The organism is Variovorax soli, from assembly GCF_031454625.1.
Taxonomy (GTDB): Bacteria; Pseudomonadota; Gammaproteobacteria; order Burkholderiales; family Burkholderiaceae_C; genus Variovorax; species Variovorax soli_A.
On the sequence record NZ_JAVDRF010000004.1, the window covers coordinates 225,579 to 250,423 of the forward strand.

The 24,845-nt window shown below is 66.3% G+C and carries 20 protein-coding genes; 15 read left to right on the forward strand and 5 right to left on the reverse strand.

Annotation, left to right across the window (positions count from 1 at the left end):
- The first annotated feature begins 12 nt into the window (after positions 1-12).
- From J2739_RS11105 to dctA, 11 genes are all read left to right on the forward strand, one after another.
- Entirely contained in the window at positions 13-1,371 is a 1,359-nt protein-coding gene (locus J2739_RS11105) for a uracil-xanthine permease family protein (RefSeq protein WP_309901485.1), read from the forward strand.
- Positions 1,368-2,810, forward strand: coding sequence for an amidohydrolase family protein (locus tag J2739_RS11110; protein ID WP_309901488.1), 1,443 nt, complete (start codon positions 1,368-1,370; stop codon positions 2,808-2,810). The genes J2739_RS11105 and J2739_RS11110 overlap by 4 nt, the downstream gene beginning before the upstream one ends.
- Positions 2,807-3,520 (forward strand): TSUP family transporter, encoded by a 714-nt coding sequence (locus tag J2739_RS11115; protein ID WP_309901490.1) that lies wholly within the window; start codon positions 2,807-2,809, stop codon positions 3,518-3,520. The genes J2739_RS11110 and J2739_RS11115 overlap by 4 nt, the downstream gene beginning before the upstream one ends.
- Before the next feature lie 298 nt (positions 3,521-3,818).
- The gene (locus tag J2739_RS11120) at positions 3,819-5,144 is read left to right on the forward strand and encodes an MmgE/PrpD family protein (RefSeq protein ID WP_309901492.1); all 1,326 of its coding nucleotides are present in this window, start codon (positions 3,819-3,821) and stop codon (positions 5,142-5,144) included.
- A gap of 319 nt (positions 5,145-5,463) precedes the next feature.
- On the forward strand, positions 5,464-6,957 hold the full coding sequence (locus J2739_RS11125; RefSeq protein ID WP_309901493.1) for an aldehyde dehydrogenase family protein: 1,494 nt from the start codon (positions 5,464-5,466) through the stop codon (positions 6,955-6,957).
- A 9-nt stretch (positions 6,958-6,966) separates the two neighbouring features.
- Positions 6,967-8,292 carry an NAD(P)/FAD-dependent oxidoreductase gene (locus J2739_RS11130; RefSeq protein WP_309901495.1) on the forward strand — a complete coding sequence of 442 codons (1,326 nt, stop codon included), beginning with the start codon at positions 6,967-6,969 and terminating at the stop codon, positions 8,290-8,292.
- Positions 8,293-8,549: 257 nt separating this feature from the next.
- Positions 8,550-9,410, forward strand: a complete 861-nt coding sequence (locus J2739_RS11135; RefSeq protein ID WP_309901497.1) for an HTD2 family dehydratase — start codon at positions 8,550-8,552, stop codon at positions 9,408-9,410.
- 34 nt (positions 9,411-9,444) lie between these two features.
- Positions 9,445-10,635, forward strand: a complete 1,191-nt coding sequence (locus J2739_RS11140) for a CaiB/BaiF CoA transferase family protein (RefSeq protein WP_309901499.1) — start codon at positions 9,445-9,447, stop codon at positions 10,633-10,635.
- A 10-nt stretch (positions 10,636-10,645) separates the two neighbouring features.
- Complete coding sequence (locus J2739_RS11145) at positions 10,646-11,476, forward strand: HpcH/HpaI aldolase/citrate lyase family protein (protein WP_309901501.1); 831 nt, start codon at positions 10,646-10,648, stop codon at positions 11,474-11,476.
- A gap of 38 nt (positions 11,477-11,514) precedes the next feature.
- Complete coding sequence (locus tag J2739_RS11150; protein WP_309901503.1) at positions 11,515-12,861, forward strand: class-II fumarase/aspartase family protein; 1,347 nt, start codon at positions 11,515-11,517, stop codon at positions 12,859-12,861.
- A gap of 76 nt (positions 12,862-12,937) precedes the next feature.
- The gene (gene dctA / locus J2739_RS11155) at positions 12,938-14,272 is read left to right on the forward strand and encodes a C4-dicarboxylate transporter DctA (protein WP_309901505.1); all 1,335 of its coding nucleotides are present in this window, start codon (positions 12,938-12,940) and stop codon (positions 14,270-14,272) included.
- Between the two features lie 40 nt (positions 14,273-14,312).
- Here dctA and J2739_RS11160 read toward each other — a convergent pair whose 3' ends face one another.
- The gene (locus J2739_RS11160; protein WP_309901507.1) at positions 14,313-15,242 is read right to left on the reverse strand and encodes a LysR family transcriptional regulator; all 930 of its coding nucleotides are present in this window, start codon (positions 15,240-15,242) and stop codon (positions 14,313-14,315) included.
- A 158-nt stretch (positions 15,243-15,400) separates the two neighbouring features.
- On the opposite strand from J2739_RS11160, the gene J2739_RS11165 reads away from it, so the two are divergent.
- Positions 15,401-16,372, forward strand: coding sequence for a Bug family tripartite tricarboxylate transporter substrate binding protein (locus J2739_RS11165; RefSeq protein ID WP_309901509.1), 972 nt, complete (start codon positions 15,401-15,403; stop codon positions 16,370-16,372).
- A 28-nt stretch (positions 16,373-16,400) separates the two neighbouring features.
- Positions 16,401-18,398 carry a 4-oxalomesaconate tautomerase gene (locus tag J2739_RS11170; RefSeq protein ID WP_405053880.1) on the forward strand — a complete coding sequence of 666 codons (1,998 nt, stop codon included), beginning with the start codon at positions 16,401-16,403 and terminating at the stop codon, positions 18,396-18,398.
- A 110-nt stretch (positions 18,399-18,508) separates the two neighbouring features.
- Here the strand turns inward: J2739_RS11170 and J2739_RS11175 are convergent, their stop codons facing one another.
- The gene (locus J2739_RS11175; protein ID WP_309901513.1) at positions 18,509-18,694 is read right to left on the reverse strand and encodes a CsbD family protein; all 186 of its coding nucleotides are present in this window, start codon (positions 18,692-18,694) and stop codon (positions 18,509-18,511) included.
- A gap of 309 nt (positions 18,695-19,003) precedes the next feature.
- Between J2739_RS11175 and J2739_RS11180 the strand changes: the two genes are divergently transcribed.
- Positions 19,004-20,050 carry an exostosin domain-containing protein gene (locus tag J2739_RS11180; protein WP_309901515.1) on the forward strand — a complete coding sequence of 349 codons (1,047 nt, stop codon included), beginning with the start codon at positions 19,004-19,006 and terminating at the stop codon, positions 20,048-20,050.
- 19 nt (positions 20,051-20,069) lie between these two features.
- Here J2739_RS11180 and J2739_RS11185 read toward each other — a convergent pair whose 3' ends face one another.
- Genes J2739_RS11185 through J2739_RS11195 form a run of 3 tightly spaced genes read right to left on the reverse strand, consistent with a single transcriptional unit; the run spans position 20,070 to position 23,100 of the window.
- Positions 20,070-21,104 carry a Zn-dependent oxidoreductase gene (locus tag J2739_RS11185; RefSeq protein WP_309901517.1) on the reverse strand — a complete coding sequence of 345 codons (1,035 nt, stop codon included), beginning with the start codon at positions 21,102-21,104 and terminating at the stop codon, positions 20,070-20,072.
- Positions 21,105-21,147: 43 nt separating this feature from the next.
- Positions 21,148-22,356: a D-mannonate dehydratase ManD gene (gene manD, locus J2739_RS11190; protein ID WP_309901519.1), complete on the reverse strand. Its 1,209-nt coding sequence runs from the start codon at positions 22,354-22,356 to the stop codon at positions 21,148-21,150.
- A gap of 24 nt (positions 22,357-22,380) precedes the next feature.
- A complete protein-coding gene (locus tag J2739_RS11195) occupies positions 22,381-23,100 on the reverse strand; it encodes a GntR family transcriptional regulator (protein ID WP_309902121.1) in 720 nt (239 codons plus the stop codon).
- A 247-nt stretch (positions 23,101-23,347) separates the two neighbouring features.
- Between J2739_RS11195 and J2739_RS11200 the strand changes: the two genes are divergently transcribed.
- A complete protein-coding gene (locus J2739_RS11200) occupies positions 23,348-24,826 on the forward strand; it encodes a mannitol dehydrogenase family protein (protein WP_309901521.1) in 1,479 nt (492 codons plus the stop codon).
- Positions 24,827-24,845: the final 19 nt, after the last annotated feature.

Below are 24,845 nucleotides of genomic sequence, written 5' to 3' on the forward strand. Positions count from 1 at the left end.
AAGGAATCGATCATGTCCAGAGCCTCCGATACCCCTGCCGTGGACGCCGTGCTGCCTTGGTCGCAGATGCTTCTGTTCGGCTTGCAGCACGTGCTCGTGATGGCCGCCGTGCCCATCACCTCGGTCTTTCTGGTCGCCAAGGCGCTGGGGCTGTCACCGGCGCTGACCGTCAATCTGATCAGCGCCACATTCCTGCTGTGCGGCATCGGAACCCTGCTGCAGTCCTTCGGCCCGTGGAAGTTCGGTGCGCGGCTCCCCTTCGTGATGGTGCCCGGCGGCGCACCGATCGTGATGTTCCTGACGATCGCGCAGCAGCGCGACCTGCAGACCGCGGCGGGTGCAGTCATTCTTACCTCGCTGTTCTACTTCCTGGTGCTGCCGGTCTTCTCGCGCTGCATCAAGTACTTCCCGAAGATCGTCATCGGTACCTTGCTGATGCTGGTGTCGATCAACCTCGTCAAGGTGTACGGCGGCATCATCGCCGGCAAGGCCGGCACGCCGGGCTTCGCGAACCCCGCGAACATCGGCCTTGCCCTGGCGACCATCGGTTTCACCCTCCTGTTCGCGCGTGTGTTCAAGGGCATGCTCGGCCAACTCGCCGTGCTGCTGGGCCTGGTGGCCGGCACGGTCCTCTCGGCCTTGTGCGGGATGATGGATTTCGGTGGCGTGGCGGCCGGGCCAGTGTGGAGCGCGCCGACCCTGCTGCCCTTCGGCATCCCCCATTTCGACCTCGTCGCGGCCTTGCCGCTGCTGATCTTCAGCGTCATCTCGATGGTGGAGGCCACCGGCCAGACCATCGCCGTCGCAGAGGTCGTCGGAAAGAAGATCGATCCCCGGGACGTGGTGCCACGCACCATCCGGGGTGACGCAGCGATGTCACTGGTCGGAGGACTGTTCGGCACCTCGATGATCATTACCAGCGGCGAGAACATCGGCATCGTGCGCGCGACCAATGTGCGCTCGCGCTATGTGACGGCCACCGCGGGCGCCATCCTCATCCTCATCGCACTGTCGGCGCCATTGGGCCGCCTGGCCAGCGCCATTCCCGAGGCGGTGGTCGGCGGCACGGCAATGGTGGTGTTCGCGATCATCGGCACCATCGGCATCGACATCCTGCGCAAGGTCGACCTGCACGAGCGCAGCAACATGTTCGTGCTGGCCGGCGCGCTCACGATGGGCCTGCTGCCGATCCTCGTGCCCGGCCTTTACAGCAAGTTCCCTGCAACGCTCCAACTCGTGCTGGGCAATGGCCTGGCGATGGGGGCGATCACCGCCATCGTGCTCAACATCGTCTTCCACCACCTTGCCGCGGCACGCCGCGAAGACAACAACGCAACGGCCGCACCCGAGCAGGAGCCGGCAGCCCAATGACCCATCCCACGACCACCCCATCTCATGGTGACGATGCCGCCACCTTTGCAGCCGACTCGCTGCTGCTCGTTCCCGATCACCTGCTGCTGCGGCAGGGGCCCGTGCGGGAACACGCGGTGCTGGTCGAGGGCGGCAAGTTCCTTGACATCGGTCCCGCGTCCGAGCTGGCCGCTCACCATCCGCACCTGACACCCATTCGCCTGCCTGGCAAGGCGCTGATGCCGGGGATGATCGACGCGCACCATCATCTGACGCAGTCCTTCGGCAAATCGCTGGCCTACGGCGAGCCCTCCGAGATCTTCCGCCGCGTGTGGGTGCCGCTCGAAGCCAGCTTGGACGACGAGTTCGTTTACGCGGTTTCCAAGCTCGCCGCGCTGGAATCGCTGCGTGGCGGCTTCACGACCGTCTGCGACGCCGGCACGCGCGCCAAGGGCGACATCGGCGCGCTTGCCACGGCCACGCAGGAGGCCGGGCTGCGCTGCGTCCTGGGGCTCATCTGCAACGACGGTGGCAACGACAGCGCGCCGGCCGAGCGGCGCGCATTGAAGGCGCGCGCCGAGCAGTTCCTGCAGAAGTGGTCTGGTGCCAAGCTCGTTCATCCGTCGCTGGCCATCTCGGTTCCCGAAGCGGCTTCCGACGAGATGCTGGTCGGCGTGTCCGCGCTGTGCGCCGAGGCGCGCACGATCTTCCAGACCCACGTCAACGAGCATCTCGCCTCGGTCGAGCGTTCGGTCGTGCAGCGCGGCCTGCGCCCGCTGGAGCTTCTTGCGCACCTGGGCGCCCTCGGCCCGCAAGTGCTGATCGCACACGGCACGCTGGTCACGCCGTCGGAAATCAACCTGCTTCGGCAGACCGACACCGCGGTCAGCTACAACCCGGTCGCGAGCCAGTGGAAAGGCAACGCGGTGGCGCCGGCGAACCTGATGGCGGCGCTGGGCATCCGCTTCGGACTGGGCACGGATGCCACCCGCAGCGACGCCTTCCGCCTGATGGATGCCGCCGAAGCGGCCCAGAAGCTGGCCTTCGGGCTGGCCGTCGGCGACGCGTCGAGCGGTGGCGGCTGGACCTGGCTCGACCATGCCACCCATGAAGGCGCGCGCGCCGTCGGCTTGGGCCACCTCATCGGCGAGATCGAGGTCGGCAAGGAGGCGGACTTCCTGCTCGTCGATGTCGACACGCCGGAGCTTTGCACCTCGGTCGACTTGACCTGGGACCTGGTCAGACTGGGCAACCGTGACCAGATCGACGCTGTCTTCGTCGCGGGGCGCCTGCGCCTGTGGAAGGGCTGGCCGACCGACTGGGATGCGCGCGCACTGATGCGAGAGGTCTCGCGCATGGCCGGGGAAGCCATCGCACGTGCACCGATCCAGCGCCTTCATCCGACGGCAGCGCAACATCGCACGCTCGGCGCCATGGTGGCAGGCGGGGCCGCGCAGTGAGCATCGAGCACCTCGTCCTCATTTCGCTGGCCGTGCTCTTCGCCGCCTTCGTCCAGGGCGCGACCGGCGTCGGCTTCGCGCTGATCGTCGCCCCGGTGATCGGCATCCTGCGGCCGGAGCTCTTGCCCGTGTGCGTGCTGGTGCTGATGTTGCCCCTGAACTTCTACGTGGCGTGGCGCGAACGCGCGGCGGTCGATCGCATCGGTGCGAGCTGGATCACGGGCGGGCGCATCCTCGGGACGGCGGGCGGCCTGTGGGTGCTGGCGGCGCTGAGCGCGAACCACCTGGCCATTTTCGTGGGCCTGTCGACGGTTGCCGCGGCGCTCGTCACGCTGATGATGCCGGCCTTCGCGCCCGGTCGACGCGCCTTTGTCGCGGCTGGACTCGTCACCGGTGTCACGGAGACGGCCACGGGGATCGGCGGGCCACCGCTGGCATTGGTCTACCAGCACCAGGCGCCGCCGACCATGCGCTCGACGATTGCCTTGTGCTTTCTCGCTGGCGAACTGGTATCGCTGGCCACCTTGCTGGTTGCGGGCCGCATCGGATCATCCCAGCTCATCGCCGCGGCGAGCTTGCTGCCGGCGCTGCTCATCGGCGCCTGGCTCAGCCGGGTGGTGCATCACCGCATCGGCGGGCGCTTCCTCCGGGCCTTCGTGCAGGTGTTCGCCATCGTCTCAGGGGTCGCCTTGCTGGTGCATGCGGCCTGAGATCGGCGGGGCCACGAACGGGCCCCAGCCGCCGCTGCATTTGCACCCACCGAAGCAGGCCCGAACACAGCGCTGGCGCCGGCGTCTGCAACCCCAGGTCGATTTCCAATGAGTGGAATGGGTGGGGTTACTCTTCAGCCAATTCTTCCTAAGCTTCGGACGCGGTGAAGCGCCGCAATACTGCGGGCCCAAAGAGCCCTGACCTGCCCACCGGTCACCGGCGCGCCTGCCTGAGGCTGGCCGGAAGGCCCGCCCCGCCACCACCACGCACCGAACCCTCATCGCAGGAAACACCGCCATGCACGCCACCGACGTATTCGGCCGCTACGCCCAGGACTACCACCAGACCGCCCTGCCCGACGAGGTCGTCCACCACGCCAAGCGCGCCGTGATCGACTGGTACGCCTCGCTCTTTCCTGGCCTCGCCGCGAACCCGCTGGCCCAGTTGCAGGACGTGCTGGCCGAGGACCTGGACCGCGGCCGCGCACGCCTGGGCAACGGGCGCAGCGCCACGGCGCGCGCTGCCGCGCTGTTCAACGGGACGGCGGCCCACGCGGCCGAGGTCGACGACAGCTTCCGCGACGCCATGTACCACCCCGGCGCCGCCACCATCGCCGCCGCACTGGCGGCCAGCCAGGACGCCGGTGCCGATGGAATGGCGTTCCTGCGTGCGCTGGTGCTCGGCTACGAGGTGTCCACGCGCATCGGCGTGGTCATGGGCCGGCCGCATTACCGCTTCTGGCACAACACCGGCACCGTTGGCACCTTCGGCGCGGCGGCCGCCGCAGCCGGCGTGCTGCAACTGCGCGCCCGACCCTTCGCGCACGCGCTGGCCACGGCGGCCACGTTCGCGGCGGGGCTGCAGCAGGCATTTCGCATGGATTCGATGTCCAAGCCGCTGCACGCCGGTCGTGCAGCCGAGGCCGGCCTGCTCGCGGCGCAGATGGCGGCACGCGGCGTGACGGGCTCGCTCGACGCGCTGGACGGCGAGGCCGGCCTGGGCCAGGCCATGAGCAACGGGCCCGATTGGTCGCAGGTGGGCGCCACGCTGGGTCGCGACTTCCACATCACACGACTGACCTTCAAGGACCACATCGGCTGCGGCCACACCTTCGCCGCCATCGACGCAGCGCTGGCGCTGCGCGCGCAGTACGCGCTGCAACCCGGCGACATCGCGCACGTGCAGGTCGACACCTATCGACCCGCGCTCGACATCGCCTGCTACGAACGGCCCGCCACGGCCAACGAGGCCCGCTTCAGCCTGCATTACGTGGTCGCCACTGCACTCGCGCACGGCAGTGTGCGGCTGGCAGCCTACGAGCCGGCGCAGTTGGATGACAAACGCACGCGCGAACTCATGGCCCGCGTCGACGTGCGGGTCGACCCCGCGATCGATGCGGCCTTCCCGGGCCAGCGCGCGGCGCGCCTGGAGATCACCACGCACGCCGGCGCCAAGCTCGTGCACCTGCAACCCAATCGCAAGGGCGATCCGGAACTGCCGCTGTCCGATGCTGAACTCGAGAGCAAATTCCTGGAGTTGTCGGGACCGGTGATCGGTGCTGCGGGCGCCAAGGACCTGTTGGCGCGCCTGTGGACGCTGGAACGGGCAGTCGCGCTGCCCTGAGCACGCATCCATCGATAGCGTGTCGATCCGCAGGGGCGCTGGTGCACGAACTGAGCGTGCCCCCTTCAGCTCAGCCTGCTACCCGTGACCCATGGCCTATGCGCGTGGCAGGATCTGCTGTAGCGACTCGCACAACCGCAGCCTGCTTTGAGAAAGGCCCTCATTGCAGCACCGGCGCGAAGTGCAGGCGGCCTAGACTTTTGGTCATCCAAAGGCCGCCACATCATGACGCACTTCACCGTATTGCCCAGCATCCATGGCCACGCTTCGAGGGATGGCCATGCGCAACCCTGACGCCATTTTCAAAGGGACCCACGCCGTGAACTCCTCCATCGTCGAGCACCTCCGGAGCGCGGGCCGCCTGGATCGCATGTTCGTTGACGGCGAGTGGGTCGTGCCCGACACGCAAGCTCGTGCCGCCGTTGTCGATCCCTCGACCGAAGCGCCTGTCGCGGAGATCGCGCTCGGCAGTGCAAGCGATGTCGCCGCAGCCGTAGCGGCGGCGCGGCGCGCCTTCCCGACCTGGTCCGTGAGTTCCGCCCAGAGCAGGGGCCTGTTTCTCGATCGCATCCACACCCTGATCCTCGAACGCGCAGAACTGTTCGCTCAGGCGATCTCGCTGGAGATGGGCGCTGCCATCGGCTTTGCGCGCAGCACACAGGTGCCGTCTGCGGCACAGCACATCCGCGTGGCGCGGGACAACCTCGCAAGCTACGCGTTTCTCACCCATCGCGGGGACATGGCCATCCTGCGCGAAGCCATCGGCGTGTGCGGCCTGATCACGCCATGGAACTGGCCGCTCTACCAGATCACCGCCAAGGTCGGCCCCGCCCTGGCAGCGGGATGCACGGTCGTCTTGAAGCCCAGCGAGCTGTCGCCCCTGAGCGCCTTGCTGTTTGCCGAGGTGATGCAAGACGCCGGCATCCCGCCGGGTGTGTTCAACCTGGTGAACGGCAGCGGACCGGAAGTCGGCGCTGCCTTGGCGGGGCATCCTGACGTCGACATGATCTCGATCACCGGTTCGACGAGGGCCGGCGTCCTGGTGGCCCAGGCGGCGGCGCCGACAGTGAAGCGCGTGGCCCAGGAACTGGGCGGGAAATCGCCCAACCTCATCTTGCCGGATGCGGACCTGGCGCGTGCCGTGCCGCCAGGCGTGGCGGCCGCCTTTCGCAACGTCGGCCAATCCTGCAGCGCGCCGACTCGCATGATCGTGCCCCGCGCGCGCCTCGAGGAAGTTGAACGCATCGCGCTCGAAGCGGTGTCCAGGATCGTCGTGGGCGATCCGCGCTCCGAGCGGACGACGCACGGTCCGGTGGCGAATCGCGCCCAATTCAATCGGGTTCAGGAAATGATCGGCGTCGGGATCGCCGAAGGCGCGCGGCTCATCGGTGGCGGCCTCGGGCGGCCAGAGGCTTTGAGCCGTGGCTTCTACTGCCGTCCGACCCTCTTCACCGCGGTGCATCCTCACATGCAGATCGCGCAGGAGGAGATCTTCGGACCGGTGCTCGCGTTGATCCCCTACGACAGCGTGGACGAGGCGGTGGAGATTGCCAATGGCACTGTCTACGGCCTGGGCGCCCACGTGCAAGGCGAGGACCTCGGCGCTGCGCGCGCGGTCGCGGCACGCATCCGCTCCGGGCAGGTGCACATCAACTATCCGGCCTGGAATCCCCATGCCCCGTTCGGCGGATACAAGCGCTCGGGAAATGGCCGCGAATACGGAATCGAAGGGCTCGAGGAGTATCTGGAAACCAAAGCCATTCTTGGCTTTCAGGATGCCTCGACTGCGCCGACGCGAAGTACCGCTTGCTGAGTTTTCGTCATGTCCCCTCCGCTGCACCCTATCCACACCTCCCCGACGCCGCCGACTTCCGCTGACGTCGTCGTGATCGGCGGCGGCATCGTCGGCGTCTTCAGCGCCTACTACCTGGCCCAGCGCGGCCTCTCGGTCGCCCTGGTCGAAAAGGGAAGGATCGGCGCCGAGCAATCGAGCCGCAACTGGGGCTGGTGCCGACAGCAGAACCGCGATGCGCGCGAACTGCCGATGGCGAGCAAGAGCCTCGATCTCTGGGAACGGTTTGCCGCCGAAAGCGGGGAAGACACGGGTTTTCATCGCTGCGGGCTCTTGTATCTCAGCAACGATGAGGCAGAGATTTCGCGTTGGGCCCAATGGCGTGAATTTGCGAAGACCGCCGGCGTGACGACCCACATGCTGAGCAGCCGCGAGGCCGCTGAGCGGGGGCATGCGACCGGCCGCGCCTGGAAAGGCGGCGTCTTCTCGCCCACCGATGGCACCGCCGATCCTGCCAAGGCTGCGCCCGCGGTGGCAGCCGCGCTCATCAAGCTTGGCGGCAGCGTCCACCAGAATTGTGCTGCCCGTGGCATCGAGACCGAAGGCGGACGTGTCAGCGGCGTCATCACCGAAGCCGGGGTCATCAAGACCAGGACGGCCGTGCTCGCAGGCGGCGCCTGGGCGTCGTCGTTCTGCCGCCAGCTCGGCATCCGTTTTCCCCAGGCCTCGGTTCGCCAATCGATCCTGAGCGTGTCTCCTGTGGAACATCGCTTGCCCGATGCCGTGGTGAGCGCGAACGTGTCCGCCACGCGCCGCAACGACGGACGCTACGCACTGGCCATCAGCGGCCGCGCGCGCGTGGACGTGACGGGCCAGTTCATGCGATTCGCCCCGCAGTTCGTGCCGATGTTCGCCAAGCGCTGGCGCAACCTTCGTCCGGGCGGCCTGGAAGGCGTGCGGGGTGGCCACGAAACGCTGGCGCGGTGGCGGCTCGATGCGCCGACGCCCATGGAGCGGGTGCGCATCCTCGACCCGAAGCCCGATCTGCCGACGATCAGGGAGACCCACCGCCGCGCCATCGAACTGCTGCCCCAACTTCGCGACGCAAGGATGACGCACGCATGGGCCGGCTACATCGACAGCACGCCGGACGGTGTGCCCGGCATCGGCGAACTGGCATCCATACCGGGCTTCATCCTGGCTGCGGGCTTTTCCGGACACGGCTTCGGCATCGGCCCTGGCGCCGGCCACCTCATCGCGGATCTTGCCAGCGGTGCCGAACCGATCGTCGATCCCGCACCTTACAGCCCGGAGCGGTTCAGCGGCTCGGCATGGGGCAAGGTCGCCGATTTCTAGGCCGCGCCGGCGACGGGTGGAGCGGGATCGGAGGCCCCCATGTTCTCGCCAGGCGTTCGAGCCGGATCTCGCTGCGCATGGGGCTCCTCGCTGGAGGGCGGTGGCCGGCTGGCCTTCGAGGCATTTGAAAAGCCTCCGGTCTATTGCGCTGCATGCATCAATATGACCAAACATTGCAATTCCGCTAAGGCTTCCTGAGTCGCAAACTTGCTCTCCAGAACTGCAGCCGTTTGGCGCAGTCGACCAAGGAGACGCCAGTGGAAGCACAGAGAGACCCGTTGCAGTCGTGGATCGGACGCAGCGAGACATTCGAAGACACCATCAACCCCACGCCGGTCATCGCACTGACCGCGACGCTGGACCACCCGGCGACGCCGGTCAGTGCCGGCACCCCTCTTCCGCCCCTTTGGCATTGGCTCTATTTCCTGCCGATGCATCGGCAGAGCGAAATCGGCGCCGATGGCCATGCCAAGCGCGGCGGCTTCCTTCCGCCGGTTCCCCTCCCCCGGCGCATGTGGGCCGGTAGCCAGTTCGAGTTCCGCTCCCCGATTCGCGTGGGGGATCGCGTCGTGCGAACCTCGACCATCGATGACGTCACGACGAAGACGGGCCGCACGGGCAAGCTCGTGTTCGTGAAGGTGCGCCACGAGGTGTTCTGCAACGATGCCGCCGAGCCGGCGTTGGTCGAGTTCCACGACATCGTCTACCGTGAAGCTCAAGGTCCCGACGATGTGGTGCCGCCGCCCCAAGCCGCACCGGTGGAAGCCGCGTGGCGCCGCCAGATCGTGCCGGACGATGTGCTGCTGTTTCGCTATTCGGCGCTGACGTTCAACGGCCACCGCATCCACTACGACCGCCAGTACGTGACGCAGGTCGAAGGCTATCCGGGCCTCGTCGTGCACGGTCCGCTGATCGCCACGCTGCTGATGGACCTCCTGCGCCGCAACCTGCCCGATGCCGACGTGGCGAGCTTTCGCTTCAAGGCCATTCGCCCGACCTTCGACCTGAACGCATTTCATGTGAGCGGCCAACCGCAGGCGGACGGCAAATCGATCCGTCTCTGGGCTTCGGACCACGAAGGCTGGCTGACGATGGATGCCACCGCGGTGCTGCGCTGAGGCCCTCCCCCACAACATCGAAAGAGAGCCAAGCATGCAACCCCTCAAGGGAATCACCGTCGTGACGCTGGAGCACGCGATCGCCGCGCCCTTCGCCACGCGCCAGTTGGCCGACCTCGGCGCCCGCGTCATCAAGATCGAGCGTCCCGGGACGGGCGACTTCGCCCGCGGTTACGACGAACGCGTTCGCGGTCTCGCGTCGCACTTCGTCTGGACCAATCGCTCCAAGGAAAGCCTCACGCTCGATGTGAAACACCCCGAGGCTGCCCGCGTGCTCGAGCGCTTGGTGATGGAGAAGGCCGATGTCGTGGTTCAGAACCTGGCACCAGGCGCTGCGACGCGCCTCGGCCTGGCCCATGACAAGCTCTCCGTCTCAAAGCCAGGCTTGATCGTTTGCGATATTTCCGGCTACGGCGACGACCCGCAACGTCCCGGCCCCTACCGCGACAAGAAGGCCTACGACCTGCTGATCCAAAGCGAGGCCGGCTTTGTCTCCGTCACGGGCACGCCCGAAGAGCCTTGCAAGGCCGGCCCGTCGATCGCCGACATCGCCGCCGGCATGTACGCCTACAGCAGCATCCTGGCGGCGCTGTTGCAGCGCGGCCAGACCGGCAAGGGTCAACGCATCGACATCTCGATGCTGGAGTCGCTGGCGGAGTGGACCAGCTATCCGCTGTACTACGCCTTCGAGGGCGCCGCGCCGCCGCCGCGTACCGGCGCCAGCCACGCGACGATCTACCCTTACGGCCCGTTCCCGGCCGGCGACGGCGCCACGGTGATGTTGGGCCTTCAGAACGAGCGCGAATGGGTCAGCTTCTGCGACAAGGTGCTGGAGCAACCCGGTCTCGCCAAGGACCCGCGATTCACCGCCAACTTCAAGCGTGTGGCGGAGCGGGTCGCATTGCGCCAGATCATCGTGGACGCTTTCAAGCCGCTGACCGGCAGGCAGGTGGTCGAACGGCTGGAGCTCGCGCAGATCGCCAACGCGCAGGTCAACACCATGAAGGAAGTCTGGGCCCATCCGCAGCTCGAGGCACGCGGGCGCTGGACCGAGGTCGGAACCGCCGTTGGACCGGTGCCTGCCATGCTGCCGCCGGGCACCTGGGACACCGGGCCGCGGATGGATCCGGTGCCCGCACTCGGTGAACACACGGACGCGATCCTGGCCGAGCTCGGCTACAGCGCGGCCGAGATCGCCGGGCTGCACACCTCCAACGCCGTCTGAGGCCGTTGTCATGTCCGCCGAATCGCTGCATCCTGCTCGCACCTACCTCTTCGTGCCCGGCACGCGCCCGGAGCGTTTCGACAAGGCCCTGGCCAGCGGCGCCGACAGGGTCGTGCTCGACCTCGAGGACGCCGTGGCCGCCGACGACAAGGCCACCGCGCGCGGCGCGATCGCGACGTGGCTGCAGGGCGCAATGCCCGCCGACCGGTCGCGCATCGTCGTGCGCATCAACGACGCCGGCTCGCCCTGGTTCGCCGCCGATCTGGCTGCGCTGGGCGGCGCGCAGGGCATCGACGTGCTCTTGCCGAAGGCCGAGCGGGCCTCGCAGATTGCCGAGACCCGGGCTGCGTTGCCGAATGCCGGCATCCTCGCGCTCATCGAGAGCGCACGCGGTGTGTCCGAAGTGGACGGCATCGCGGCCGCCGGAGCACAACGCCTGGTGTTCGGCACGCTCGATTTCGCACTCGACCTCGACATGGACATCTCGACGGATGCCTGCGGCCTCGGCTATGCCGCCAGCCGTATCGCGATCGCGTCGCGCCTGGCCGGCCTGCCGTCCCCGGTCGCAGGTGTCACGCCGCAACTCGAGGACGAGGCACGCCTGCTGTCGGATCTTGCAGAGGCTCGACGGTTCGGCTTCGGCGCCAAGCTGTGCATCCACCCCCGCCAGGTCCGGCCGATCCACGCGGCGTTGCATCCGAGTGCGCAAGCGCTGGACTGGGCCCGGCGCGTCCTGGCCGCCGATGCCGCATCGCCCGGCGCCGCCCGGCTCGACGGCCGCATGGTCGACCGGCCGGTCGTCCTGCAGGCGCAGCGCACGCTGGACCTGGCTCGCCACTGAGCTCATTCATCACTTCCACGCAGAAAGAGACAAACACCATGGCCTCCACCATCATCGACTCACGCATCTTCGGCGACATGTTCAGCGACGCACGCATGCGCGACGTCTGGTCCGACGAGAACCGTACCGCCAAGTACCTGGACATCGAGCGTGCGCTCGCCAAGGTCCAGGGTGAACTCGGCATCATCCCGAAGGAAGCGGCGGACGAGATCGTCCGCAACTGCAACCTTTCGCAGATCGATTGGCCCAAGTTGAAGGCCAAGACCGAGCAGATCGGCTATCCCATCATTGCCGTCGTCAACCAGATCAATGCCAACTGCCGCGACAAGCTCGGCGAGTTCTGCCACTGGGGCGCCACCACGCAGGACATCACGGACACGGCGGCGGTGCTGCAGATGCGCGAAGGCCTCGCGCTGGTCGAGCAGGATCTGGACGAGATCGGCGATGCGCTCGCCGCGCTGGCAAAGAAATACCGCGATACGCCGGTCATCGGCCGCTCCAACCTGCAGCAGGCCACGCCGATCACCTTCGGCTACAAGATGGCGAGCATCCTGGCCGGCATCGACCGCCATCGCGAGCGCCTTCAACAACTCAAGCCGCGCGTGCTGATGGGAGAGTTCGGCGGTGCGTCGGGCACCTTGTCCTCGCTCGAGAAGGGTGCCATGGAAACCCAGGCCGGGCTGATGAAGGAACTGGGACTGGCCCAGCCGCCGATCTCGTGGCACACGGTGCGCGACACCATCGCGGAGGTCGGGGCCTTCCTCGGGCTGGTCGGCGGCTCGCTCGGGAAGATCGCGATGGACGTCAAGCTGATGATGCAGACCGAAGTGGCGGAGGTCTTCGAGCCCTTCGCGCCGGGGCGCGGCTCGTCGTCGACCATGCCGCAGAAGCGCAATCCGATTTCCTGCCTCTATATCCACGCCAACATCTCGGTGGCGCGGCAGCATGCCGCCGCCCTGATGGATGCGATGGTGGCCGACCACGAACGCTCGACCGGGCCGTGGGAAATCGAGTGGGTGTCGCTGCCGGAGATCTTCTGCCTGATGTCGGGCGCGTTGAAGCAGACCAAGTTCATCCTCAAAGGCCTGGAGGTCGACGCCAGCCGCATGCGCGCCAACATCGACATCACCAATGGACTGGTGATGTCCGAGGCCGTCATGATGGGCCTGGGCCCGCACATCGGCCGCGAATATGCCCACGACCTCGTCTATGACCTGTGCCGCCAGGCGCTGGCCGACAACCGCCCCCTGATCGAGATCCTGGTCGCCCACCCGGAGATCAATAAGCACGTGACACGGGCTCAACTCGAGGCCATGTGCGACCCGGCCAACAACCTGGGCCAGGCCGGCGTCATGGTCGACCGCGTGCTCGGCGCGCGCAGCTGAGCGCAGCCTCTTCCCACGCTTTCGGCCGAACCGGCGCAGACCGGGACGCACTCGTGCCCCTCAAATGGAGACAACCGTGAACATCCGCAAACTTCTGAAACTGCTCTACGTACAGGTCCTGATCGGCCTGATCCTCGGAATCATCGTGGGCCACTATGGTCCCGAATTCGGGGCCGCGCTCAAGCCTCTCGGCGACGGCTTCGTCAAGCTGGTCAAGATGATGATCGCGCCGGTCGTGTTCTGCACCATCGTGAGCGGCATCACGTCGCTGGGCGACTCCAAGGAGATCGGCAAGACCTTGCTCAAGGCGATGGGTCTCTTCTACGCTCTGACGATCCTCGCGCTCATCACGGGCCTGGTCACGGTATTGCTGATGCAGCCGGGCACCGGGATGCACATCGATCCGAAGAACCTGGACGCCTCGGTGGCGACGCGCTTCGCCAATCAGGTGCATATCCACGGATTCACGGACTTCGTCATGCACATCATCCCGAACGCCTTCGTCGGCGCATTCGCGGAGGGCGAGGTGTTGCCGGTGTTGCTGCTCGCGGTGCTCTGCGGATTCGGCCTCACGAAGATCGGGGCCGCCGCCAGGCCGGTGCTCGAAGGCATCGAAGGCTTCTCGCACATGCTCTTCGCGGCCTTCGGCATCATCATGCGGCTGGCGCCGATCGGCGCCTTCGGCGCGATGGCTTTCACGGTGGGGCGCTACGGCATCAAGTCGATCGGATCACTCGGATTGCTGATCGGGACTTTCTACGTGGCCTGCATCTTCTTCGTGGTCGTCGTGCTGGGGGTGCTCTCGCGATTGCACGGGTTCAAGCTGTGGCAGCTGATGCGCTACATCAGGGAAGAGCTGCTGGTCGTGCTCGGCACCTCGTCCAGCGAACCCGTGCTTCCCCGTCTCCTGCTCAAGCTCGAACGGCTCGGCTGCAAGAAGGGCGTGGTCGGGCTGGTGCTCCCGACCGGCTATTCGTTCAACCTCGACGGCACGGCCATCTACCTCACGCTGGCGTCGATGTTCATCGCCCAGGCCTGCGACATCCATCTGTCATGGCTCCAGATCGGCTCGATGCTGGGCATCATGCTGCTCACGTCCAAGGGGGCGGCGGGTGTGACAGGCAGCGGTTTCGTCGCGTTGGTCGCAACGCTCACGGTCATGCCCGATCTTCCGGTGGCCGGCGTGGCGCTGATCGTCGGGATCGATCGCTTCATGTCCGAGGCGCGGGCGCTCACCAGCACCATCAGCAATGCAGTGGCCTGCGTCGTGGTCTCGATCTGGGAGAACGCTTGCGACCGGGACGTGCTGCAGCGCGAATTGGCCGCGAACTACGCCAACACCGAGCACGATCTCGAAGAGGGCTCCGGGGAGCTCCCTGCGCCGCTCGGCCACACAGGTCCGGCGCACTGAAAGCAAGGGTCGGGCTCGGGACCCGACCACTTCCGGCTATTCAGCTCACCGCGCGGCGGCCTTCCGGCTTGCCGCGCTTTGCCTTCATCCCGGAGAAGAAGGCGTAGAGCTGCTGCGCGGCGGGGGACAAGGTCCGGCCCTTGCGCCGGATGAGGCCGATCTTGCGGGTGATCACCGGGTCATGGAGCGGAACGCTCACGAGCAGGGGATGGTCCGCGTCGGGCATGGCGATCGAAGGCACTGCAGCCACGCCGAGGCCAGCCTCCACCAGCCCGAGCATCGTGGTGACGTGCTGGGTCTCGTAGATGCTCTGCGGACGGCCGGGCAGGCTGGAAAGCGCCTGGTCCAGCAGCAGCCGGTTGCCCGAGGACTTGCTGACCGAGATGTAGTCGTACTGCGCCAGTTCGGTCCAGCTCACGCGGCGCTTCCTGGCGAGCGGATGGTCGCGCCTGCAGGCGGCGACGAAACGTTCCTCCAGCAAGGGTTTGAACTCGATGTCCGGCTCCTTGACGCCGACGAAGTTGAGCCCGAAGTCGGCCTCGCCGCGCGACACCGCCGAGAGCACCTCGTTGGCGCTGGCGTCGAAAACCTTGACCCGGATCTTCGGGTAGCGCTCGTGGTAGCGCGAGATCACCTGCGACAGGAAGTAGTAGACGGTCGAAGGCACGCAGGCGATGGTGACCTCGCCCATGCGCGTGGCGGCCACGCCGCGGATGCCCAGCAGGGTGTGATCGAGGTCGTCCAGCAACTGCTGCACCTTGCGATCGAAGTCGCGTCCTACCGAGGTCAGGCTCACGCGCCGGGTGGTGCGGTCGAGCAGGCGCACGCCGAGTGCTTCCTCGAGCTTTTCGATACGTCGGCTGAAGGCGGGCTGGGACACGTGAAGCGCCTCGGCCGCCTTGCGAAAGCTGCTGAGCTCAGCCACCGCCCGGAATGCCTGCAGATCGTTGAGATTGAAGTTGATGGCCATGACGAGAGCTCCTGACGACGCCTCAGTGATCGACAGTGTGCATCAATCGATCATAAACATGCAATTCACAGAAGTCTTCGAAGAGCGGAACATTCAATTCCGGGCCGAGCAAGAGCCTTCCGAACATCCAGATTTCGATCATCCACCGGAGTAGACAATTGAAGTTCCAGAAAACCCATCTCGTTGCCGCCGTCGCGCTGGCGGCATCCCTGGCATGCGGGAACGCAGCCGCCGCTTTCCCGGAAAAGTCGATCACCCTCGTGGTTCCGACAGCGGCAGGGGGTGCGAACGATGCCATGGCGCGCGTCATCGGCCAGGGCATGTCGGCCATCCTCAAGCAGCCCGTCATCGTCGACAACAAGGCGGGCGCCAATGGTTCGATCGCCAGCGAGTACGTGATGCGGGCCGCCCCGGACGGCTACACGCTGATGTTGGGCTACATCGCCACGCATGCCATGAACCCGGCCCTGCAAAAGCTTCGGTACGACCCGGTCAAGGACTTCGAACCTGTCGGCATGGTGGGCTCCTCGGCCACGGTGATGGTGCTCAATCCCGCCGTCAAGGCCGGCAATGCGAAGGAGGTGGTGGCCATGCTCAAGGCGGCGCCCGAAAAGACCAGCTACGCTTCGGCCGGCAACGGGACGGCCCCGCATTTCGCCGCGGAGATGTTCAAGCTTTCCACGGGTACCAGCATGCTGCATGTGCCTTACAAGGGTTCAGCGCCGGCCATCACCGACACCATCGGCGGCCAGACGCAAGTGATGTTTCCCAGCCTCTTCACGGCCATGCCGTACGTCAAGGCCGGCAAGCTGAAGGCCGTGGGGGTCGCGGGCGCCAAGCGCTCGGCGCTCATGCCGGACGTGCCCACACTCCAGGAGCAGGGCATCGCCGACGTCGATGTCTCGCAGTGGTATGGCATCTTCGCGCCGGCGAAGACGCCCAAGCCCGTGATCGAACAGCTCAACAAGGTCCTCAACGAGGTGCTGGCCGACAAGAGCGTGATCAAGCGCCTCGAGGACCACGGTGCCGAAGTCTCGACCATGACGACCGACCAGATGCGCACCTATGTGGCACAGGAGCAGGTCAAGTGGAAGAAGGTGGTCCAGGCCGCCAAGATCACCGCGGATTGAGATGAAGCGCTCGATCCCTTGCGTGCTGATGCGCGCCGGTACTTCGCGCGGCCCCTTCTTTCTGCGCGAGTGGTTGCCCGACGGCGACGAGGCGCGTGACCAGGCGCTGATCGGCGCCATCGGTGCCTCGGACCCGCTGCAGCTGGACGGCGTGGGCGGCGGAAGCACGCTGAACAGCAAGGTCGCCATCGTGTCGCGCTCGTCGCACCCCGGGTGCGACATCGACTATCTTTTCGCGCAGGTAGGCGTCGGCCACCGGTCGGTCGACACGCGGCCGAACTGCGGCAACATGCTCTCTGGCGTCGCGCCCTTTGCGATCGAGCAGGGGCTGGTACCTGCGGCGGATGGCACGACCAGCGTGCGGGTCTACAACGTCAACACCGGATCGCGTATCGACATCACGGTGCTCACGCCCGGCGGCCGCGTGACCTACGAAGGCGACGCGCGCATCGATGGCGTGGCCGGCACGGCGGCGCCCATCCTTCTCAACTTCCTCGACGCATGGGGATCGGTCACGGGGAAGGTCTTCCCGACCGGCGAGCGGATCGACACCATCGACGGCGTCCAGGTGACCTGCATCGATGCGGCCATGCCGCTGATGATCGTTCGCGCCGCCGATCTCGGCGTGACCGGAGGAGAAAAGCCAGCGGCGCTGGATGCGAACATCGCGCTGCTCGAGCGGCTGGAAAGCCTGCGTCTGGAAGCCGGCCGCAGGATGGGTCTCGGGGACGTCTCCAACAGCGTCATTCCGAAGCCGGTGCTGATCAGCGTGGGCCCGTCGAATGACAGCATCAGCTCACGCTACTTCACGCCGCACAAATGCCATGCATCGCACGCCGTGACGGGAGCCATCGGCGTCGCCAGCGCATTTGCATTGCCGGGAACGGTCGCCAGCGGAGTGGCGCGCGAACCGGGCGCCCACAAACTGGTCGTGCTGCATCCGGCCGGACAGATCGATGTCGAAGTCGAACTGAAAGGCAGGGCCGGCGCCGCCACCGTGGAACGCGCCGCGCTCGTTCGCACGGCAAGAAAGATCATGCAGGGCGAACTGCACCTGCCTGACTATGTTTTTTCACCGCCGCAGGCAGGGGACGCCGGGTCGTCGACCTTTCCGCGCCGAACCATGACCCTCATCGTGCCGACGCGCGCCGGGGGCGGCAACGACACGATGGCGCGCATCATCGCCGCCAAGCTGGGGCCGCTGCTCGGCCAGGATGTGGTGGTCGACAACCGGGCCGGGGCGAACGGCGCCATCGCCAGCGAGTACGTGGCACGCGCTGCGCCGGACGGCCACACCTTGATGTTCGGCTATCTCGGTACGCACGCGATGAATCCGGCCCTGCAAACCCTGGGCTACGACCCCGTGAGCGATTTCGAGCCTGTCGGGCTCGTGGGTTCTTCGCCGACCTTGATGGTCACCCATCCTGGAAAGGGCGCCCCCGACGTGCACACGCTGATCGCCCGGTTGAAGGCCGCGCCTCGCTGCTTCAGCTACGCATCCGCAGGCGATGGGACGCCGCCGCACTTCGCAGCCGAACTGTTTCAGCTCAGCAGCGGCACGTCGATGGCCGGCGCCACGTTCGAAGGGGCCGCACCTGCGATTGCCGACACGGCCAGCGGCCGATCGCAAATCATGTTTCCCAGTCTCTTCACGGCATCCCCTTTCATCCGTGCAGGACAGTTGCGTGCCCTGGCCGTGGCAGGACCGAAGCGGCTGGATGACCTTCCTGCCCTGCCCACGCTTGCCGAGTTGGGCTTTCCGGCGGTGGACGTCGTGCAGTGGTACGGGCTCTTTGCGCCGGCCGGCACGCCGGCAGCCGTCCTCGATCTCCTCAACCGGGCGCTGAACGAGATACTGGCCGATCCACAGGTCGTCGACCGCTTCGAGAGCCATGGCGCTCACCCCGAACCGGGAGGCCGCGACGCGCTGGCGCAGCGGGTGAAGGCGGATCTTGCCCGCTGGCGCGAGGTCGTGGCGCGGGCAAAGCTTGCACCGAAGGAGTCGCGCAGTCTTGTCCTGGATTGACTCGCTGCCTGCAACCGAACTGCTGCAGGCGCGCGAGGAAGCGCAGCGAGGCCTGAGACCGGGGCCCGGTGTCTGCCTCAAGTCGCGAGTCGGCGGTGCCCTTGCGCCACTCAAGGCTTCTTTGTGATGTTCTTGGCCGCTTCCTTGACGTCGCCGACCTTCTTCTGGACCGCCCCGGCTGTCTTGTCAGCAGCGCCCTCGGTCCGCAATCTTTCGTTGCCCGTCGTCTTGCCGACGCTTTCCTTGACACTTCCCTTGGCCTTCTCGAGGCCGCCTTTGACTTGATCCTTGTTCATCTCGGTTCCCCTTCAAGTTGCCGGGCCGCGGGTGCCGAAGCACCCCCGTACCGTTGCCACTGCCGCTGCCATCTGGCAGCAGTCGATATGTCAACCCCCGGTGGGGCGGAAAAGGAACTCCTTCGCCCCGTTTTCCTGTAGTACACGCCTGACTTTCCAGGGGGCCCGCGTCCGTCCCTTCCTCGGAAGCAACTCAGTCGATCGTCAAGAAACTCCAGCGTCACTTCCTGGAGAAACTTGAGCTCGGCCGAATCGATGCTAGTCTGGGTTACAGCAGTCCCATGATGTTTCGCATGTAAAGGAAACTCGATGGCCAAGGTGTTGCTGTATTCCGTGACCTTAGACCCCGCTTTCCCCGGCCGTGAACCCGTCCATCCTGACGATCCCCATCAAGGCAAGTTCACGCAGGGAGCACAGATGTTGTTTGCGCAGAGCGCAGCTTCCGATTCCTTTGGCGTTCACACCCTCACGGATGATCCCGAGCAGGCGGACCTGATTGTCTTTGCCGAACTGGGGGCCGAAGGCCTTTTCTCCGAGTGGGTTCGGCATCACCCCTGGGTGAAAAGGTATCGCGAAAAGACTTTTATTTTTGACGTGGGCGATTCTTCCCTGCCTTTTCTTCCCGGGCTGTATGCATCCTTGCGGAAGAGCTATCACAGCGAGGGACGAACCCGTACCGGCTACTACCTGCGACTTGACGAGAATCCCCACATCGATTTTCGCCCGCCTCCGGAGGAGTATCGCTACCTGGCCTGCTTCGTCGGCTCCCTGGCCAACCACTCGGTCCGAGCGCAGTTCAGGCAAATCGCATCCGACAGGATGTTCATCCAGGACACTTCCGAGTTCGCGCAACGGATGCTCTACATGTCGCCGCAGGAGAAGCAGCAGGGTTTCTGGCCCGATTACGCGAACGTCATGGCCTCCGCGGCATTCGCACTCTGTCCGCGCGGACGGGGGCCCGGCAGTATCCGGCTGTTCGAAGCTTTGCGCATGGGACGGTGTCCGGTCATCATCGCGGACGAGTGGATCTATCCCCGGCGTGTCGACTGGCCTGCTTGTAGTCTCTCGGTGGCCGAAGCAGACATTCCGCATCTGGGCGAGATCCTGGAGAGCAACCTGGAAAGAGCGCCCGAACTCGGGCTGCAGGCACGGAAAGAATGGGAGAAATACTATTCTCCCGAAGTGCGTTTCCACTGGCTGGTCGAAGACTGCCTCTCCATCTTGCAAGCGCGGCGCCTGCCGGAAGCAATCGCCGGCCGATGGGCATGGCGGCATCTGTTGAACAAGAGCAATCTCAGGATGTACTGGCTGAGCAAGAAGCAGATCTACAGACGATCCCGCCGCATCGTGTTCTGAAGGCCCATCGGTCGCGTGCCTACGAATCGACGCCGAAGTCCAGGAGCACCTTGCAGCTGTAGCGCGGGTTGCGCTCGGTCTGTTCGAAAGCGCCGGCCACATCGCGGAAGTCGAACTTGTGGCTGATGATGCGGCCGGGGTCGACCAGCCCTCGGGTGATCCAGTCGATCACCGTCGGGAACATCGCGCAGTTGAGCCGCGATGCATACAGCGTCAGCTCCTTCTTGGTGAGCTCCTGCTGGGGAATGGCCGATGGTTTGGCCGAGAAGCCGAGGATGCCGATGCGTCCGGCAGGCGCCGCGATGCGCACGGCTTCCTCGATGATCGACGGATGGCACACCGCGTCGTAGACGAGCGTCGGGCCGCCCTCGACACCGCGCGCGGCCAGGGCCTCGGGCAGTGATTCGTTCAAGGTGTTGATGGTCTCGTCCTCGGCCGCACCGCACGCCCGCGCCAATGCCAGGCGCTCGTCGAAATGGTCGGTGATGAAGGCCCGGATGCCGTAGACGCGCTTGAGCACCTGCATCAGGTTGAGGCCGACGGGGCCGGCACCATAGATGAGTGCCACATCGCTCGGGAACACGCCGGTGCGATGCGTCACGTTCGCCGCAACGGCAAAGGGCTCGATCACCGAAGCACTGGCGTGCGCGAGTCCCTTGGGAATCACATAGGCGTTTTTCGCCGGCGCGCACGCATACTCGCTGAAGCCGCCGTCGCGATGCACGCCGATGACCTGCAGCCGGCTGCAGACGTTCTGCCGGCCGATCAGGCAGGCATGGCATTCACCGCAGCTGATGACCGGGTCGACGACCACGGTCTCGCCCACACGCGACGAGCTCACACCCTCGCCGACCGACTCGATCTGGCCGACGAACTCGTGCCCGATGACACGAGGGTAGGACACGAACGGGTTCTGGCCATGAAAGATGTGCAGGTCCGACCCGCAGATGCCCGCGAAGCGCACGCGCACGCGCACCTCGCCGGCGGCAGGCTCGGGCATGGGCCGCTCGACGACGGCCATGCTGTTGGGTTGATCGACGACGACGCTCAGCATTCGCATATTCCTTCGTTTGAGATGAGGCAGCGCAAGCGCGCGCCTACCAGTTCCACATCGAGCCGTCGGCGAGTCGTGCGACCGGCAGGTAGGCTCTCTCGTAGGGATACTTTGCGGCCAGCACCTCGTCGATGTCGACGCCAAGGCCGGGCACCTCGTCCATGACCAGGTAGCCGTCCTGGTAACGGTAGTTGTGCGGAAACACCTCGTCCGTGAGCGCGCTGTGGGGCATGAGTTCCTGCACGCCGAAGTTGGGCACCCACATGCCGAAGTTGACCGCCGCCGCCATGCACACGGGCGACAGGTCGGTCGCGCCATGAAAGCCGGTGCGCACCTGGTACATGGCCGCGAAGTCGGCAATGCGACGCACGTGCGTGATGCCGCCCGCATGCACGATGGTGGCGCGGATGTAGTCGATGAGCTGTTCGCTGATCAGCTCCTTGCAGTCCCAGATCGAGTTGAAGATCTCCCCGACCGCAAGCGGTGTGGTCGTGTGCTGGCGGATCAGTCGGAAGGCCTCCTGGTTCTCGGCCGGCGTGGCGTCTTCGATCCAGAACAGGTTGAAGGGCTCGAGTTCCTTGCCGAGCCGAGCGGCCTCGATCGGCGTCAGGCGGTGGTGGGCGTCGTGAAGCAGGTGCGGACCGAAGCCCACGGCCTCACGCACCTTGCGGAACAGCTCGGGCGTGTGGCGCAGGTAGAGCGAGGTGTCCCACGGCTCCTCGGGCGGCAGGCCTTTTTCTGCAGGTTCGTAATGGCCCTGGGTCTTGCCGACGCCGTAGGTCTTCGCCAGGCCGGGCACGCCCGACTGCACGCGGATGGCCTTGTAGCCTTGCTCGATGTGCTGCTGCACCGCCTCGATCGCCTCGACATGGTCGCGTCCGTTGGCATGGCCATACACCATCACCCCGTCACGGCTCTTGCCGCCGAGCAACTGGTACACCGGCATGCCGGCGAGCTTGCCCTTGATGTCCCACAAGGCCATGTCGATGGCTGCGATGGCGGTCATGGTGACCGGGCCGCGACGCCAGTACGCACCGCGGTAGAGGAACTGCCAGATGTCCTCCAGGTTGCGCGGGTCGCGGCCGATGAGGCACGGGATCGCGTGCTCGTCGAGGTACGACTTGACGGCCAGCTCGCGACCGTTGAGCGTGGCGTCGCCGAGGCCGTACACCCCGCTGTCGGTCACGACCTTCACGGTCACGTAGTTGCGACCCGGGCAGGTCACGATGGTTTCGATGCGTTCGATCTTCAAGCTTGTCTCCATGGCGTGCGCCGCTCAGGCAGCGAAGTAACTGTCCGGCGCCTGCTCGCGCAGGGCGGCGATGTGCGCCGTGATGTGATTGATGTGGGATGCCACGCTCGCGCCCAGGCCCGCGACGTCGCGTGCGGCCATCTGCGCGAGCATCTGTTCGTGTTCCTGCAAGGCGCGATCGGCATGCCCCGCGACGTGGCCCAGCAGCAGCCAGCGCACACGGTCGAACTGGCGCTTGATCGGTTCCAGCATGGTCCACACGTGCTCGCGACCGGCAAACTCGAACAGCCGCCGATGCATGAGCTCGTCGAGCTCGGAGAACTGGTCGATCTGGCCGCTGCTCACCGCGTCGCGCTGGCGTTGCACGATCTGCCCGAACTCCTGCAGCTGCGCGGGCGTGATGCTCAAGGCCAGCTGCACATGGCTCGCGCATTCCAGCGTGCTGCGCACGAAGCGCCCTTCTTCCAGCAATGACAGCCGGACCGGCGCCACCAGCGTGCCGACCTGCCGATAGATCACGACCATCTGCTCCTCGGCCAGCTGGGCCAGCGCCTCGCGAACGGGCGTGCGACTCACGTTGATGAGCTTCGAGATGGTCGCCTCGGACAAGGCAGTGCGCGGCGGCAGCTTGCCGCGCACGATGGCCTCGAGCAACTGATCATGGACCTGGCCGGCATACGACTGCGCGGGATCGAGCTTGAACTGCGCCAGCGCGCTGACGAGCGGGTTCTCCGCGGCAGGCATGGATTGACCGTCCATGGGCTGGCCGGTGGGGAGGGCGTTGGACGCCAAGGCTTGGGTGGACATCGATGAGGGCCTTTTGTGCGCTGGAGCGACTTTATCACCATGGTAGTGCCCTGCAAAATGAACCGAACCTAGGGGTTTGTACTGGCTCAAGGCGGCCATCCGAGCCCATAGACTCCCCCGGCAGTTGATTACTACCATGGTAGATGCCCATTCACAGGCCCGGCAAAGATCCGAGCCAACGAACATGCCAGAGACAGACACGTGCCTTCCCCCCCTTTCGGCTAGCGCCTTGCGTGGCTTGCCGCCGAGCGTCGCGACACCGGCCTACGACCGCTCGCGCCTGGTGCCGGGCATCGTGCATCTGGGCCTGGGCGCCTTCCACCGTGCACACCAGGCGCTCTACACGGAAACGCTGATCGCGCACGGTGACATGCGCTGGGGCATTCTGGGCGTGAGCCTGCGTGACGCCGGCGTGCCGCGGATGCTGGCGGCACAGGATCACCTCTATTCGGTCACCGAGCGCCACGGCGAGCAGGCCCGCACGCGCGTCGCCGGCGCGCTTCGCGGTGCCCTGCATGCACCCAGCGAATTGCAGGCGGTGCTGGCGGCCATCGCCCATCCGGCCGTCTCCATCGTCACGATGACGGTGACCGAGAAGGGCTACAGCCAGAACCCGGCGAGTGCCGAGCTCGACATCGACGACCCCGCCATCCGCCACGACCTCTCGGCGCCGAACCAGCCGCAGAGCACGCTGGGCGTCATCGCCGCCGGCATTCGGCTGCGCCCTGCGTCGGCGCCGCTGACGCTCGTGTGCTGCGACAACATGGCAAGCAACGGCGACACGCTGCGCAAGCTGCTGGTGCAGTACGCATCGCAGGTCGACGTGCCACTGGCCAACCGCATCGCATCGGACGTTGCCATGCCCAACAGCATGGTCGACCGGATCGTCCCTGCCGCCACGCCGACATCGCTCGACTGGGCGGCGCGGCGGCTCGGCGTGCGCGACGAAGCGGCCGTCGTGTGCGAGCCCTTCACGCAGTGGGTCATCGAGGACCGCTTCGCCGGTGTGCGTCCGGCATGGGAAGACGCCGGCGCGCTGCTCACCAGCGACGTCAGGCCCTACCAGGCGATGAAGCTGCGCCTGCTCAACGGCACCCATTCCGCCATTGCCTACGCCGGCCAGCTGCGCGGCCTCGACAGCGTGTCCGATGCCATGGCGGACCCGCTGGTCGGTGGCTTCGCGCGCCGGCTGATGCTCGAGGACCTGCGTGCCACGGTGGCCGCACCGGCGGGCTACGACGTCCTTGCGTACTGCCACGATTTGCTCGCGCGCTTCGAGAATCCGACCCTGGGCCACCGAACCCGGCAGATCGCCATGGACGGCACGCAAAAAGTGCCCGTACGCTGGCTGCCTGCGCTGCGCGAGAGCCTGGCGCAAGGCATCGAACGCCCCTTGCTCGAACGCGCCCTGGCCGCGTGGCTGCACTACCTGCGCAGCGGCGTGTCCGACAGCGGCACGGCGCTCGTGATCGGCGATGCCGGTGCGCCGGCGCTGGCCGATCGCCTGCGCCAGGCCGCCAACGACACCGATGCGGCCAAGGCTGCGCTGGCGCATGCGAGCGTGTTCGGCAGCGATGCATGGCCGTCCGCCTTCGTCGAACGGCTCGCGTCTCACCTCTCGAAGCTTCGTCAAGGTGGCATGACATTGCTCCTGGCCGGCTGACCTTTCGAAGAACCCTCAA